Here is a 14416-nt window from a genome sequence, read left to right on the forward strand (position 1 = left end):
ATGACTAGACTTTTAACACTCTCTTTATTCTTATTGTTGTCAACAGCAAGTGCCCAGAAGACTATAGATTATGTAAAAATGGCAACGAATTCAGAGTTTTACGATGTGTATGTCAATACATTTTTAAACACCGAGATTGTCAAGGAATACAAGCTAGATGCGAAATCAACCGTTCAGATAAAACCCAAAATGGATTACTCGAAAGTTTATAGTATTGAAGGTATAAACTTGCTATATAAGGGAATGGTAAAAGTGTCCTTTGAAATTGCACTTCGCTCCTCGAAAAAGGACACAGTTGTTACTTATAAAATTCCTGTATCTGCTTCTAATAAGTATCAAATAGTAAAAAGTCTGATTTCAGAGATGTCAGAAATGGGTGTGGTAGATATGGCTTTAGAAGAGCTGACGATATTTAGTGAGAAATATTCAAGATTAAATTGTGATGCTATTCTCACTAGGTATCAAGATGAGGTAAGCATAGAAGGTATTATGAGGCTTCATGAAGCTATGGCTCAAACAAGTGATAAAAGTTGTAAGGTAAGGTTGGAGGTCGCAAAGGAGAAAGTCCTTGTTGAATATGGGAATAAGTACTGTGATGAAAATATTAATAAGTTAAAAGTAATGGCCGTTTCTGGTGTTGAATTTCAGATGATTAAGGCTGTGAATATTTTATCTAAAATACCTCCAAATTGCAAGTGTAGTGAGGAAGCAATAACGATATCGAAGGGTATTGGTGAATACTTTTTAAAGAGGTCCAATAAGGAACTTAATATAAAGGCTGAAAGAATTAATCACTTCTTACTCGAAGGAGATTACGATTCTTGGAGTCAACTGAATAGTTATTAATTTCACAACTCCCTCAAAAACAACTCAGGGTTATCTAGGAAACTCTTAGTCAGCTGATAATGCTCCGTCTCCTGATATGCAATAGGTACTATCTTCCCATCTTTAAAATGCAGAATTTCAGCTTCTGGGATAGACATGATGATGGGGGAATGCGTGGCAATTATAAACTGAGCATCCACATCTTTTACTTTTTGACGGATTAAGGAAATTAGCGAGAGTAAACGAGTAGGAGAAAGGGCAGCTTCGGGTTCGTCTATGAGGTAAACACCCTTGCCTGTTATTCTAGAAAGAAAGAACTTTAAGAAACCTTCGCCATGACTCATGGCATCTAAATCTTTACCGTATCGGGCTATTAAGGCATTTCTTTCGCCTTCTACCGCTCCAAGTGCTAAGGTGATGTCACCACCTGTCCATGTGTTTTTTATTTCCGCTATTTCGCTGTTGAGGTCGGCTATTTGTCTTTGAATATTCTTTACAAAGCCTATAAAGTCTTCTGCTCTTAAAAAGAAGCCACGCGATGATTTTGAAGCTTGTCTTATGCTAAGGTATTTGCCGAGTTTTCGGGCGTTTTCTAGCATGGGGTCTAGGTCAACGCTTGCAGTTCCGGCTACGGGTACATTAAGTTTGTAGGCTATAGCTTCTAAAATGGTAGATTTTCCCGCACCATTTTCACCAACAAAAAACGTGATGTTAGATTTGAAAATAATGGGTTCTAAGTCCTTAACTAAAGGAAGTGTAAAAGGAAATTCCTCTTCTTCTGGAAGGTTTCTTAAACTTACGGATTGTAAGTGAAGCATTTCAGGCTAGGCAAGAGTTTTGTCGGCTACCATTTCAAGACAAGCTTTTGTGATGCCTTCTTTGTCAAAACCACACTCTGCTTGTAATTCAGATTGCTCACCATGCTCTACTAATCTGTCAGGTATGCCTAGGCGTTTTACTTGAGCAGTATAGCCTTGGTCTATCATAAACTCTAGCACTGCTGAGCCCATGCCGCCTTGTAGGCAGCCGTCTTCCACGGTAATTACTTTTGAAAATTTCGAGAATACTTCATGAAGCATTTCTTCGTCTAAAGGTTTCACAAAACGCAAGTCATAATGTGCAACAGAAAGACCTTCCTTCTCTAATTCGTTAGCCGCTTTTAAAGCAGCATTGCCAATATGACCAATACTCAATATGGCAATGTCCTCACCATCTTTAAGTTTTCGGCCTTTTCCTACTTCTATTGCTTGCATAGGGAGCTTCCAATCTACCATCACACCCTTTCCTCTTGGGTATCTAATAGTGAAAGCATCTTTTCCAGATTGAATCTTATCCGACTGAGCTGTAAACATCAAGTTTCTTAGCTCTTCTTCGTTCATAGGAGCAGACACTATCATGTTTGGTATGCATCGCATATAGGCCAAATCATAAGCACCGTGGTGCGTTGGACCATCAGCTCCTGCAAAACCAGCTCTATCTAAACAGAAAATGACCGGTAAGCCTTGTAAACATACATCGTGAATGACTTGGTCATAAGCACGCTGCATAAATGTGGAGTATATATTACAAAAAACGGTCAAGCCTTTTGTTGCCATTCCGGCGGAGAAAGTTACCGCGTGCTGTTCTGCTATAGCTACATCAAATGCTCTATCTGGCATAGCATCCATCATAATATTTAATGAAGAGCCAGAAGGCATGGCAGGTGTTACTCCTACTATTTTGCTATTCTTTTCTGCTAATTCTACTATCGTTTTTCCAAAAACAACCTGATATTTTGGAGCCTGAGGAGTAGGAGAAGCTACTTGTTTTATTTCACCCGTTAGTTTGTCAAAAAGACCTGGAGCGTGCCATTTAGTTTGGTCTTTTTCGGCGGGCTCATAGCCTTTTCCTTTTTTGGTGATGCAGTGTAATATTTTTGGTCCAGGAATGTTTTTGAGGTCTTCCATCACATGCACCATGTGGTCAATATCATGACCATCCACAGGGCCAAAGTATCTTAAATTTAGTGCTTCAAAGAAATTGCTGTTTCCAAGAACAGCACCCTTCATAGCATTTTCTATTTTTTGAACTATTTCTCTAGCACTTTTGCCAAAATGGCTCATTTTGCCTAAAAGATTCCAAACATCCTCTTTCACCTTATTATAAGATTTCGAGGTAGTGATATCTGTTAAATACTCTCTGAGAGCCCCTACGTTAGGGTCAATAGACATACAGTTATCATTGAGAATAATAAGCACGTTAGCATCTTTTAAAGAACCTGCATGGTTCATACCTTCAAAGGCAAGACCAGCGGTTAATGCACCATCTCCTATTACGGCTATATGTTGAGCGTTTTTATCCCCATTATGATTAGAACCAACTGCCATGCCCAAGGCCGCTGAAATAGAAGTAGACGAATGCCCTACACCAAAAGCGTCATATTTACTTTCTGATATCTTAGGGAAGCCGGAAAGACCTCCATAAATACGGTTGGTGAAAAATTTATCTCTTCTTTCTGTTATGATCTTATGACCGTAGGCCTGATGACCCACATCCCAAACTAGTTTGTCATCTGGAGTATTGAAAACATAGTGTAAAGCAGCAGTGAGTTCTACCACACCAAGACTTGCACCAAAATGGCCGCCATTGATAGATACAGTGTCAATAATATATTGACGGAGTTCGTCACAAAACTGTGGTAATTGGTCTTTACTAAGCTTCCTGAGGTCTTCAGGGCTATTAACTTTGTTCAATAATTCGCCAGGCTCAATAAACATAAAGGGGCATTTTAAGCTAGTGGCTGAATTTTGAGCCACGTGTGAGTTGTGACAAATGTACGAAGAAACCAGAGGATAGGATGCAGCCTCGTAAAAAACCTAAAGTTTGTCGCTTTGCGAAGCTTTATAAAGTCGTTCTTTTTCTTCTAAAGTAAGGCTTTTATAGCCAGAAGTTCCAATCTTGTCAAGAAGGGCATCTACCTCTTCTTGCTCGCTAGCGTAGTCTGTGTCTTCGCTGTTATGATATGCCATAGACTGACCTACGGTAGAGTGGCTAAACTTTTTGGCTTTGAAGTTTTTACTAGACTCCTTAGGTTTAGTTAAGCCGCTTAACCATTCTTGGAAAGCTTCAAAAGGAGAACCTAAATCTACACCAGTTCTAAGTAATTTGATATAAAGGTAGCCAAGAAATGCACCACCCAAATTCATCAAACCAGCATCTGGTGTCATAAACGAGAATACCAAAAAGATAACAGCTAAGTATTTTATTTTTACACTGAACCTTCGGAAGAGGAATAGTTCGTAATCAGGGATAAGTGTAATAGTGGCAAACATAACCGCATAAACAGCCGCTGTGGCACCAGGAGCCAAAGCCGACATACTAATGGTGGCTTTTGACATACTTATAAGGTTATAAAAAAGGATGTAAGAAATTCCAGCAAAAATGTAACCTAATAGGTAGATATTCACCAGTTTTCTGTTTCCTATAAAATCTTGAATCAAAGAGCCAAACCAATACAGGGCAATACAATTAAAGAGGAAGGAGAAAAATGAAGCATTAACAAAACCAAAAGTGAAAAGGCTCCATGGGTGCAAAACGAGCTGTGGCAGTTCTGCGTTAAGGTAAATGTTTTGATTGATACCAGCCACTAGCTGACTAGTTTCTGGCGTCATAGATAGTATAAGTTTGACTAAAAAATAAGCCACAAACACAAAAGCATTAATGAGTATCAGCTGTACGCCAGTACCGTTTCCTCTGCTAAAAGCTTGCCTTATGTCATCTTTAATACTTCCCATTTTCTTTCATATAAAACAGTACGCTTTACCATCTACGAAGATTATGACCTTGACGCTCGTCGAACCCGAAAAATTTTAACAACACGAAGCCAGTTATTAAACCACCAATATGTGCAAAATGTGCTACGCCTTGCTGAAGTCCTGCTGTACCAGCATAAAGCTCATAGAGACCATATAAAATTACAAAATATTTTGCTTTTATAGGTACAGGAAAGAATAAAAGCATTAATTCCACATTGGGGAATAAAACTCCGAAGGCCACTAGTATTCCAAAAATAGCCCCTGATGCACCTACCATTGGCGTAACAGCCTGCCTCCAATAAGGTTCTGAGTTTGTTATCAGTTGAGACATTTCGTAGGTGTTTAGCATAGAGTTTAAAACTGCTGCTCCTACTCCCGTAATTATATAATAGGTCAAAAACTTCTTTGAACCCATGTATGTTTCAAGGGTAGAGCCAAAGATGAAAAGTCCAAACATATTGCTGAAAATATGCCCTACACCGCCATGCATAAACATGTAGGTTAATACCTGCCAAACCTTAAAGTTAGGATTGAAAAGTTGTTCGTTATTAGGTAAGATAGGGTTGAAGAATGCAAAATTTGAGTAAAAAAACTGTTCTGCAAGATTCGAAAGTATAAATACAACTACGTTGGCTATTAGGAGCTGTTTTACTACGGGTGTTATTCTGTCAAACATATATTTTTCTTTTGTTAAAAACCCGCTGAGCTCGAAATGAGTTCGCCAAGTTTTTCTAAGGTTACCACATTCATTACTTTGGCTCCGTCTGGCGTGTAAGAAGGCATACTGGTTTCAAAAAGACGGTTTACTAAGACATTTATTTCCTTTTTATTCATCTTTTTAAGGTTTTTACTGGCTGTCCTTTTAGCCAAAGTCTTGGCCAGTTTTTTCGTTTTGTCAAGTTTAACGTCAGTATCATGCTCTAAAGACTCCTTAATGAGGTCTTCTAATACCTGTGAACCTTCTTCGTCTGTAGTTTCAGTAGGAATTCCATTAATTATCAAGCTACTTTTACCGAACACCTCGAAGCCAAAACCTAAGGCGTGAATTTCGCTTTTTAAAGTTATTGCCAATTCAAACTCTTCTGGCCTTAGGTTTAGTGTTTTTTGAAACAGCAATTGCTGTGAAGCACCAGACTTGTTAGCTAAGTTTTTTTCGTACTTCTCAAAGAGTATTCTTTCCCAAGCTGCTTTTTGGTCAATGAGTAGCATGCCACTTTTGACCTGCAAGGCTATGTAGCGAAGATGTATTTGTACCGCATCTACCTCCTCAGAGTCGGGTTTCAGTGTGTTTTTAATGCCTTCATTAACTTTTGAGCCCATTGAAAGAGTCTCTTCGGGCTTTGTGAAATTGGCAGCACTTTCTAAACCCTCATATAATTTACGCCAGTCTTGGTTTTCGGGCGTTTTAGGTTTAGAATAATTCTCAAAATTAGAAACAGACGAACCCATTTTTTCAAATGCAGATGGAGCTTTTTCCGGCATGGGCCTGTTGGTCAGGTTTCCAAAGTTAATGTCCGATTCAAAATCGATAGTCGGTGTTAGATTATAAACACCTATCGCCTGCCTTACTGCCGAACGCAAAATACTATATACTGCCTTTTCGTCCTCAAACTTAATTTCGGTTTTCTGCGGGTGAATATTGATATCAACATGGGAAGGGTCAATAGCAATATTTAAAACATAGAACGGATAATGTTTCTCTGGAATAGTGCCCTCAAAAGCCATGGTAACTGCATGGTGCAGGTAAGGGCTTTTGATAAACCTATTGTTTATGAAGAAGTATTGGTCGCCACGCGTTTTCTTGGCAGATTCTGGTTTCCCTACAAAACCGCTGATGCTCACATAAGGCGTGTCTTCTTCACAAGCGGCTAATTGCTCTCTATAGCTTTTTCCAAAAAGATCTACAATTCGTTTGGATAGTTTTCCAGAAGGAAGCTTATAAATTTCAGTATCATTATGAAACATTTCAAAAGCCACCTCAGGGTTTGCCAGAGAAATTCGCTGAAACTCATCTAAAATGTGTTTCATTTCTACCGGGTTCGACTTTAAGAATTTTCGACGTGCAGGCACATTGAAGAAAAGGTTTTTGACCATAATGCTGGTCCCTTTTGCGGTTGAGATTGGCTCCTGGTTTTTGACCTCCGACCCCTCAATGACTAATAAGTTACCTAACTCATCTTCTTCTCTTTTGGTTTTAACCTCCACTTGGGCTACAGCAGCTATGGATGCTAAAGCTTCACCTCTAAACCCCATGGTTCTAATGGCAAAAAGGTCTTCTGATTTGTTGATTTTAGAAGTAGCATGCCGTTCAAAACTCATTCTGCAGTCTGTTACAGACATGCCCTTCCCATTATCTACCACCTGAACCAGTGTTTTTCCAGAGTCTTTGATAATAAGTTTGACCATAGAGGCACCTGCATCAATGGCGTTTTCCATAAGCTCTTTAACCACAGAGGCGGGGCGTTGTACTACCTCACCTGCCGCTATTTGGTTAGCAATGGTGTCAGAAAGAAGGTGTATAATGTCCATAGGAAAAGAATGATTTGTGTACAAAGGTGGCTAATCAATTATCCAATTCCGACCGAATCAGGTGCGAATTTTTTCAACACTAAATATGTTGATAAGCTGTTCATATCATAACACCTTTTAAAACCTTTTCATAATGAAGAAACTTATTAAAATTCTAGTTATTGTGGCCGCAGTATTGGCTGTCGGTTATTTTGTTCTAAAGAGCTGGACCAAAAGCCACAGCCCAGAAGATGTAGCCGAAATTACGGACGGAGAACTTAACATTAAAGTAGAATACTGCCAACCAGCTCTAAAAGGCAGAGTGATTTTTGGGGAATTAGTGCCTTTTGACCGAGTTTGGAGAACAGGAGCAAACGAAGCTACAATTATTAGTTTTAGTGAAGATGTAAAAATAGCTGGGGAAGATTTAGCTGCCGGAGAATACTCTCTTTGGACTATTCCTAGGGAAGGAGATTGGTCTATAATTTTTAATTCTCAAACGGGTCAGTGGGGAACTTCATATGATGAAGAAACAGATGTATTAAGAGTAGATGTGCCGGCCGTTCAGACAGAAGAGTCTACAGAATTACTTAAAATTAGTCTTGTAGACGTGGATTCTGCAGGAATTAGCATGAATCTTAAGTGGGATAAAACCTTAGTACACGTTCCGATAAACTAAAAAGGAACAGATATAAAATAGCCTGCCATTATCTTTTGGATAAGGCAGGCTATTTTTTTAATTAATCTCAGCTAAATAATCTTCCATGCGTTCGCTTGGAGAAAAACCTATCAAAAGTTCTTTTTTTGGAATAATATAGTCTTCTTCCTCCTCTTCTGTATTGGTAACCAGAGCCTCTTCTTCTGCTTCAGCGTCCATGTATTTCCAGTCTTCGCATGTAATATCAAAAAGGTCTAACAGTGATGTGACATTTTTTTCATTACGCTCATTTATCAAAAACTCGGAGGAGTTTTTGAAGTAAATTAACAGACGTTCGTCTTCTATCCAAGATAAGTCGTTAAGAACCTCATCAAGAGAGTCCATGTTCGGCTCAAAATATTCGGGAAAATGTAGCTTATCTTTTATAGCCTCATAAAATTGGGCAAGAGATTTACATAATTTACCATCAATTGTAATTAGAGAATAGTCCGCTAATTCTTCTGGACTTTCAGTGATAAAAAGATTGTTCATTAGTGAAACAAAAGAGATTTCATGTTTAGATTGTTTATAAAAATAAGAAAATTAAGGTTCTAATTTGACAAAGCTGGCGTAGTGGTCAGCGGTGTAATAGGCTTTTCCGTCAGAACTGGTGACCAATCTTTCAGCTCCACGGTTTTGCCCTTTTTTCTTTGGATGTATATCCCACTCTTTGTAACTCAGTTTTACATTGTTGGGAGCTGTTTTAGGTAACAACTGCTCATAGTTTCCAAATCTTTTGCCGCCTACATAACCTTTTCGTGGTTTGTTATATTTTTTGATGTAATCCCATGTTTCATAGGCCGCTGGCGGAACTATAGACTCTTGAGTATGAAGCTGACGATCAATGTATTTACAAGATGAAACTCCTGTAAGTAGAAAAAGAGAAAGGAGAAGTAAACGAAGCATTTTAATTTAAAGAGAATCCTGGAACGTGGATGGCTCCTGCGTGATTAAACATTAGTTCGGTAATAACATAAGGCATTTGGTCAATCAGCGGAAATTGATTGATAACATCTAAAACGCCAAAGTCGTTTTCGGCATTTATAACTGCCCAAAATCTTCCTCTATCTATAGAGAGTGCATAAGAAGATATTCTTCCATCGTCCATAAGTTCATCTATCGCCATCTTTTGCATAGGTATCTTCACCACAAAATTAGGTGGGAAAGGTGTTGGGAGATCAAACTCTACCATAAACTGGGCCATAGAATCTTACTTAAATTAAAAATTTTAAAAGAAAACTTCAATAAGAGTGCCGAATTGAATATTTCTTTCTACCAAATTAACGTAATCCAATAAGAATCCGTTTAACTTTGTCAAATAATTATCAAAAGGGGTGCCTTTTTAAGGCTGAGATTATACCCATAGAACCTGATGCGGTTAGTACCGACGAAGGGATTTGAGCCCAGTTCTTCTGTGTATCAACAGGAAGCAACGCCGTCTATGGACTTTTTTTTAAGAACCATTCAATGGTGATTTCACCCCTTATTTGCCTTTGTACAAATAAGTAAAAACTTGAAAAAATTAGTTCAACTTTCCATTTTAACTTTACTTTCTGTATTGAGCGGAGCTGCTTTTGCTCAGTCAGATACACTTGACCTTAATGAGGTTGTGGTAAAATCTACCAGAGCAAATGCAAAAACAGGAATGGCTTACAGTACCATTCGTGAAGGGGAAATTGCAAAGCAAAATGTAGGTCAAGACATTCCATTTTTATTAAATCAAATGCCGTCTGTAGTAGTAACTTCTGACGCAGGGGCGGGAATTGGTTACACGGGAATCAGAGTAAGAGGGTCTGATGCTACCAGAGTAAACGTGACGGTAAACGGAATTCCTTTTAACGATTCAGAGTCCCAAGGTGTTTTCTGGGTTAATATGCCAGATTTTAGTTCTTCGGTGAGCAGTATTCAGCTTCAGAGAGGGGTTGGTACTTCTACCAATGGTGCAGGAGCTTTTGGTGCTAGTATAAATGTGAGCACTTTGAAATATTCGGCAGAGCCATTTGCTGAAATTAATACTTCTGTAGGTTCTTTCAATTCTTTAAAAACCAATGTGATGGCTTCTACAGGCTTGATGGATAACAATTTTGTGTTGGATGCTCGTTTGTCTAGAATTGCTTCCGATGGTTTTGTAGATAGGGCTTCGTCAGACTTAAAGTCTTTTTATGTTTCAGGTGGTTATTATGGTAAAGACAACTTTGTCCGATTTAATGTTTTTTCAGGGAAAGAAAAAACGTATCAATCTTGGTATGGAATACCTCAAAGTTTAGCTACAGGCGATGCGGATGGTTTTCAGAATTTTATAGACAGAAACTATTACGATGAAAACTTCAAAAACGAACTTTTAGCTAGTGGAAGAACATATAACTGGTATCAATACGAAAACGAGGTTGATAATTATCAGCAAGACCACTATCAACTAATTACTTCTTTTAAAATAGGAGCTAACTGGAGATTTAATCCAACCTTACATTATACAAAAGGAAGAGGTTATTATGAGCAGTATAAAGACGGAAGGTCTTTCGCCGATTATGGTTTAGAAAACGTGGTGATAGGTGGTGAGGTGATTGATGAAACTGACTTGATTCAAAGAAAATGGTTAGATAATGATTTTTACGGAGCGGTTTGGTCTTTAGATTATGAAGGCCAAGGAAAACTGACGGGTTCTTTTGGTGGTGGTTTAAACAAGTACGATGGCGATCATTTTGGTGAAGTTATTTGGGCTCAATACGCTTCTAACGGAAATATCAGAGAAAGGTGGTATGATAACACTGGAGTCAAAACCGATTTCAATATATATGGTAAAGGATTTTATCAGTTTTCTGAAAAGTTGAATGCCTACCTAGACGTTCAGTTCAGAAACGTAGGTTTAGAAATAGATGGAACTACAGAAATTTTGGCTCCATTAAGTACGGATGATTCGTACAGCTTTTTTAATCCTAAATTGGGTTTAAATTTCGTAATTGATAAAGCAAATTCTGTTTATGGTTCTTATGCGGTAGGTAATAAGGAGCCTAGCCGTCAGGATATAGTAGATGCGGTTTTTTCTTCAGGAGTAAAGCCAAAAGCAGAGAACCTTCAAGACATAGAGTTAGGTTTTAGGCACTTGGCTCTAAACACGCAGTTTGAAGTGAATGGTTACTTTATGAACTATAAAGACCAATTGGTTTTAACAGGAGCTATTAATAATGTTGGCGAAGCTGTAAGGGTTAACGTGCCAAAAAGTTACAGAGCAGGTATAGAGCTTCAGGTAGCCCAAAAACTTGGTGAGAAAATGTTGCTTTCAGTCAATACCACATTGAGTAGTAATAAAATTGATGCTTTTACAGAGTTTATTCCAAGTTATGATGGCGAAACGCCAGATGCTGTCAATGCATTTAATGATACAGATATCGCATTTTCTCCAAACATTATAGCAGGTGGAAGTTTGACTTACAAACCGGCAAAAGGTCTAGAGTTAGCTCTTCTGCCAAAATATGTAGGAAAACAGTATCTAGATAATACCTCAAATGAAGAAAGAGCTTTAGACGCTTTCTTTGTGAATGACTTGAGAGTGAATTACAGCTTTAAGCCAAAAGGACTGAAAAATGTAACTTTGAGTCTTTTGGTAAATAACTTATTCAATGTGGAGTATGAATCAAATGGTTATACATACAGCTATTTGTACTATGGCTTAATTACGGAGAATTTTGTTTATCCACAGGCTGGAACCAACTTTTTAGCTGCTTTGAAATTGAGGTTATAATTTAGCCAACCTATGTTTGTTTGTCGTGTTTTTTCAAATTGAACCGAATTAATGACAAACGATTTAAGTGAAGTAGCATTTGGCCGCAGAAATCCAGTTGAGGAAACTCAGCTGGATTTTTTTGGTTTTACCTCCCCAACATCATCCCTAAACCTATTGCCAAAAGACAAAGAACTAGATTTAGGCCAATATGCATCAATACGAAACCGTATTCGGCATTTTGAAGGTGATTATATACTTCTAAACTAAAAGTAGAGTAGGTGCTAAAACCTCCACAGAAGCCTACGGCTATCATAGGTTTCCAAATTTGTTCTGACTCAAAAGTCTTTACAGCCACAAATCCAAGGATAAGACTTGCAAGAATATTGGCAAGTAAAGTGCCTACAGAATAGCCTGTTCCAAAAGTGTTAATACTAAATTTTGCAACAAGATAACGGGTAATACTTCCAAATCCGCCGCCCAAAAAGATGTAAAGGAGTGTTTTCGCCAATGTTTTTATACGATATTTGTTGTCAAAGATACATCATTCCAAATTTTGACAAATAAAGGCTCTAAACAAAACGAACTACTGAAAATCCTAGGGGTGGGTTTTGGTATTGCGGTTACACTGGGTGGAACCATCGGTACTGGAATTTTAAGAACACCAGGGACGATAGCAGCAGAACTAGGAAATCCTGTTTTGATAATGGGCGTATGGATAGCGGTGAGTTTGTACGCCTTTTTAGGAGTACTTTGTGCTATTGAGCTAGGTGTTTCTGTGCCCAAAGCGGGTTCTTGGTATGTATATGCTCAGCGTGCATTTGGAGACTATTTAGGTTTTCTTACGGGCATTACTAGTTGGCTTGGTACAGTTGCTTCTTTGGGTTTTGGTGCTTATACCATAGCCGAATATTTAGCTCTTATTTTTCCTTCGCTTAATGTATTCATTGTTCCAATAGCCATTGCCGTTTTAGTAATACTTACGGGTTTTCATTTGGCAGGAACGGCCATTGGAGGGCGTTCACAAGAAATAATGTCTGCCATAAAAGCGGTCGGTTTGCTTGCTTTTGTGCTAGTTTGCTTCTCTTATGGCAGCGAAAGTGTAGGTCATTTAAACACAGGAGGAATTAAAAGATTGACCGAAGGCTCTTTACTGATAGGTATCATTGCTGCGTTACAAGGCATATTTTACACTTTTGATGGTTGGCACACTGCGGCCTATTTTACCGAAGAAAACACCGATGCTACTAAGAATTTGCCAAAGGCTATGATTTCAGGTGTGCTTAGTATTATTGTGATATATCTCTTGGTAAATCTGGCTATTCTTTATGTGCTGCCGATGGAAGAGTTACAGGTTTCTAAATTAGCTGCCGCAGATGCTATGGCTCATGTTTTTGGAGAAGAGTCGGGTAAAATTATTACCATCTTCCTTTTGGTGTCAATCATAGGAATTATGAATACCCAGGTGATGATGACGCCGAGAACTTTATTTTCGATGTCCAGAGATGGGCTGTTTTTTAAGCGTGCTCAAATAGTCAATAAAGGAGGTTCGCCAGCATTTGCTCTGCTATTGACCTGCTCACTTTCTGTAATGTTGATATTTATTGGCAAAGAAACCTCAGGCAGATTGCTCGATATTGCAACCTTCTATTTTGTTTTCGCCTATGCCATGGGTTTTGCCTCTTTATTGATGCTACGCAAAAAAGAACCCAATTTGCTACGACCTTATAAAGTGCCTCTGTATCCATTTTTACCATGGTTCATGCTTGTTTTGTCAATGGCGTTTTTGGTAGGGGCGGTAATTAGCGATAGCCAAAATAGTTTTTACGCCGTAATTGTATTGTTGCTTACTTATCCAGTTTATCGTTTAATAAAAGTTAAGAATAAGTCCTAGATGCTAAATAAATTTCTCGCTCATATTCAGTCCGAAATAGCTCAATTATCTTACGGTGAAAAGCCTAAAGAGCTTTACGAACCCATTTCTTATTTAATGAAGTTGGGCGGCAAACGCCTACGACCTGCATTAACATTAATGGCTTATAACCTTTTCAAAGAGGATTGGGAAGCGGCTACCAAGCCTGCATTAGCGATTGAAGTTTTTCATAATTTCACCCTAATGCACGATGATATTATGGATGAAGCTCCATTAAGAAGAGGAAAGCCAACGGTGCATGAAAAATGGAATAGAGATGTGGCCATACTTTCTGGTGATGTGATGTTAGTAGCTGCCTATGAGTTACTTTCTGACGTACCAGATACTCGGTTTAAGCAAATATTGAAACGCTTTAATAGAACAGCGGCTGAAGTATGTGAAGGGCAGCAGTATGACATGAATTTTGCCACGCGAAACAATGTAACAGAGGCTGAGTATATTGAAATGATTCGTTTGAAAACCTCCGTTTTGCTGGGTTTTGCATTAGAATTGGGCGGTATGGTCGCCAATCAAGATGTGGTAGTGACTAGTCAATTGTTTGCAATAGGCGAAAATCTTGGGATAGGCTTTCAGCTCAAAGATGACATGTTGGACGTATACGGCGACCCAAAGAAGTTTGGCAAACAAGTAGGGGGAGATATCATAGAGAATAAGAAAACCTGGCTCATGCTGAAAGCTTTAGAAAAGAGCAAAGGTAAACCAGAAGAAAAGGAACTTAAGGAGTGGATAAATAAGAAAGTTTTCAACTCTGAAAAGAAGGTGTCTGCTGTTACAGACATCTATAATAGACTCGGAATTCACGAGTTGGCGGAAGCCGAAATGAATACCTACTTCCAAAAAGGTTTTGATGGAATAGATGGTTTTCCGGTAGCGGAAGAAAGGAAAACAACGCTTAGGGAGTTTGGTAAATATCTTTTAGAAAGAGACAGGTAAGACAA

The 14416-nt window shown here is 38.5% G+C and carries 14 protein-coding genes and 1 riboswitch; of the genes, 5 read left to right on the forward strand and 9 right to left on the reverse strand.

What is annotated here, in order from left to right; translation table 11 throughout:
* The gene (locus AADJ06_RS11675) at window positions 1-846 is read left to right on the forward strand and encodes a hypothetical protein (protein ID WP_341226630.1); all 846 of its coding nucleotides are present in this window, start codon (window positions 1-3) and stop codon (window positions 844-846) included.
* Window positions 847-848: 2 nt separating this feature from the next.
* On the opposite strand, the gene AADJ06_RS11680 is transcribed toward AADJ06_RS11675, so the two are convergent.
* The 5 genes from AADJ06_RS11680 to mutL form a co-directional block, all read right to left on the reverse strand.
* Window positions 849-1643: an AAA family ATPase gene (locus tag AADJ06_RS11680; RefSeq protein WP_341226631.1), complete on the reverse strand. Its 795-nt coding sequence runs from the start codon at window positions 1641-1643 to the stop codon at window positions 849-851.
* Between the two features lie 6 nt (window positions 1644-1649).
* Window positions 1650-3581: a 1-deoxy-D-xylulose-5-phosphate synthase gene (gene dxs, locus AADJ06_RS11685; RefSeq protein WP_341226632.1), complete on the reverse strand. Its 1932-nt coding sequence runs from the start codon at window positions 3579-3581 to the stop codon at window positions 1650-1652.
* Between the two features lie 99 nt (window positions 3582-3680).
* Window positions 3681-4598, reverse strand: coding sequence for a rhomboid family intramembrane serine protease (locus AADJ06_RS11690; protein WP_341226633.1), 918 nt, complete (start codon window positions 4596-4598; stop codon window positions 3681-3683).
* Window positions 4599-4623: 25 nt separating this feature from the next.
* On the reverse strand, window positions 4624-5295 hold the full coding sequence (locus tag AADJ06_RS11695) for a rhomboid family intramembrane serine protease (RefSeq protein WP_341226634.1): 672 nt from the start codon (window positions 5293-5295) through the stop codon (window positions 4624-4626).
* Window positions 5296-5309: 14 nt separating this feature from the next.
* Window positions 5310-7148, reverse strand: coding sequence for a DNA mismatch repair endonuclease MutL (gene mutL, locus AADJ06_RS11700; protein WP_341226635.1), 1839 nt, complete (start codon window positions 7146-7148; stop codon window positions 5310-5312).
* A 133-nt stretch (window positions 7149-7281) separates the two neighbouring features.
* On the opposite strand from mutL, the gene AADJ06_RS11705 reads away from it, so the two are divergent.
* Window positions 7282-7806, forward strand: a complete 525-nt coding sequence (locus AADJ06_RS11705; protein ID WP_341226636.1) for a DUF2911 domain-containing protein — start codon at window positions 7282-7284, stop codon at window positions 7804-7806.
* A gap of 57 nt (window positions 7807-7863) precedes the next feature.
* On the opposite strand, the gene AADJ06_RS11710 is transcribed toward AADJ06_RS11705, so the two are convergent.
* Genes AADJ06_RS11710 through AADJ06_RS11720 form a run of 3 tightly spaced genes read right to left on the reverse strand, consistent with a single transcriptional unit; the run spans window position 7864 to window position 9028 of the window.
* Window positions 7864-8316, reverse strand: coding sequence for a barstar family protein (locus tag AADJ06_RS11710; RefSeq protein ID WP_341226637.1), 453 nt, complete (start codon window positions 8314-8316; stop codon window positions 7864-7866).
* Window positions 8317-8367: 51 nt separating this feature from the next.
* Window positions 8368-8730, reverse strand: a complete 363-nt coding sequence (locus AADJ06_RS11715; protein ID WP_341226638.1) for a ribonuclease domain-containing protein — start codon at window positions 8728-8730, stop codon at window positions 8368-8370.
* Window position 8731: 1 nt separating this feature from the next.
* The gene (locus AADJ06_RS11720) at window positions 8732-9028 is read right to left on the reverse strand and encodes a hypothetical protein (RefSeq protein WP_341226639.1); all 297 of its coding nucleotides are present in this window, start codon (window positions 9026-9028) and stop codon (window positions 8732-8734) included.
* A gap of 116 nt (window positions 9029-9144) precedes the next feature.
* Window positions 9145-9237: riboswitch (TPP riboswitch) on the forward strand.
* A gap of 100 nt (window positions 9238-9337) precedes the next feature.
* Here AADJ06_RS11720 and AADJ06_RS11725 point away from each other — a divergent pair.
* The gene (locus tag AADJ06_RS11725; RefSeq protein ID WP_341226640.1) at window positions 9338-11566 is read left to right on the forward strand and encodes a TonB-dependent receptor; all 2229 of its coding nucleotides are present in this window, start codon (window positions 9338-9340) and stop codon (window positions 11564-11566) included.
* A 127-nt stretch (window positions 11567-11693) separates the two neighbouring features.
* On the opposite strand, the gene AADJ06_RS11730 is transcribed toward AADJ06_RS11725, so the two are convergent.
* Window positions 11694-12056, reverse strand: a complete 363-nt coding sequence (locus AADJ06_RS11730; protein WP_341226641.1) for a CrcB family protein — start codon at window positions 12054-12056, stop codon at window positions 11694-11696.
* 45 nt (window positions 12057-12101) lie between these two features.
* Between AADJ06_RS11730 and AADJ06_RS11735 the strand changes: the two genes are divergently transcribed.
* Complete coding sequence (locus AADJ06_RS11735) at window positions 12102-13439, forward strand: amino acid permease (RefSeq protein WP_341226642.1); 1338 nt, start codon at window positions 12102-12104, stop codon at window positions 13437-13439.
* On the forward strand, window positions 13440-14411 hold the full coding sequence (locus tag AADJ06_RS11740; protein ID WP_341226643.1) for a polyprenyl synthetase family protein: 972 nt from the start codon (window positions 13440-13442) through the stop codon (window positions 14409-14411). It begins immediately after the preceding gene.
* Window positions 14412-14416: the final 5 nt, after the last annotated feature.

Origin of the sequence: uncultured Arcticibacterium sp. (assembly GCF_964021845.1) — a bacterium.
Classification (GTDB): Bacteria; Bacteroidota; Bacteroidia; order Cytophagales; family Spirosomataceae; genus Arcticibacterium.

Coding starts and splice junctions, on each gene's coding strand:
- AADJ06_RS11680 (WP_341226631.1), bottom strand. CDS start 1,643: ATGCTTCACTTACAATCCGTAAGTTTAAGAAACCTTCCAGAAGAAGAG.
- AADJ06_RS11695 (WP_341226634.1), bottom strand. CDS start 5,295: ATGTTTGACAGAATAACACCCGTAGTAAAACAGCTCCTAATAGCCAAC.
- AADJ06_RS11690 (WP_341226633.1), bottom strand. CDS start 4,598: ATGGGAAGTATTAAAGATGACATAAGGCAAGCTTTTAGCAGAGGAAAC.
- AADJ06_RS11705 (WP_341226636.1), top strand. CDS start 7,282: ATGAAGAAACTTATTAAAATTCTAGTTATTGTGGCCGCAGTATTGGCT.
- AADJ06_RS11715 (WP_341226638.1), bottom strand. CDS start 8,730: ATGCTTCGTTTACTTCTCCTTTCTCTTTTTCTACTTACAGGAGTTTCA.
- AADJ06_RS11720 (WP_341226639.1), bottom strand. CDS start 9,028: ATGGCCCAGTTTATGGTAGAGTTTGATCTCCCAACACCTTTCCCACCT.
- AADJ06_RS11710 (WP_341226637.1), bottom strand. CDS start 8,316: ATGAACAATCTTTTTATCACTGAAAGTCCAGAAGAATTAGCGGACTAT.
- dxs (WP_341226632.1), bottom strand. CDS start 3,581: ATGTTTATTGAGCCTGGCGAATTATTGAACAAAGTTAATAGCCCTGAA.
- AADJ06_RS11675 (WP_341226630.1), top strand. CDS start 1: ATGACTAGACTTTTAACACTCTCTTTATTCTTATTGTTGTCAACAGCA.
- mutL (WP_341226635.1), bottom strand. CDS start 7,148: ATGGACATTATACACCTTCTTTCTGACACCATTGCTAACCAAATAGCG.
- AADJ06_RS11740 (WP_341226643.1), top strand. CDS start 13,440: ATGCTAAATAAATTTCTCGCTCATATTCAGTCCGAAATAGCTCAATTA.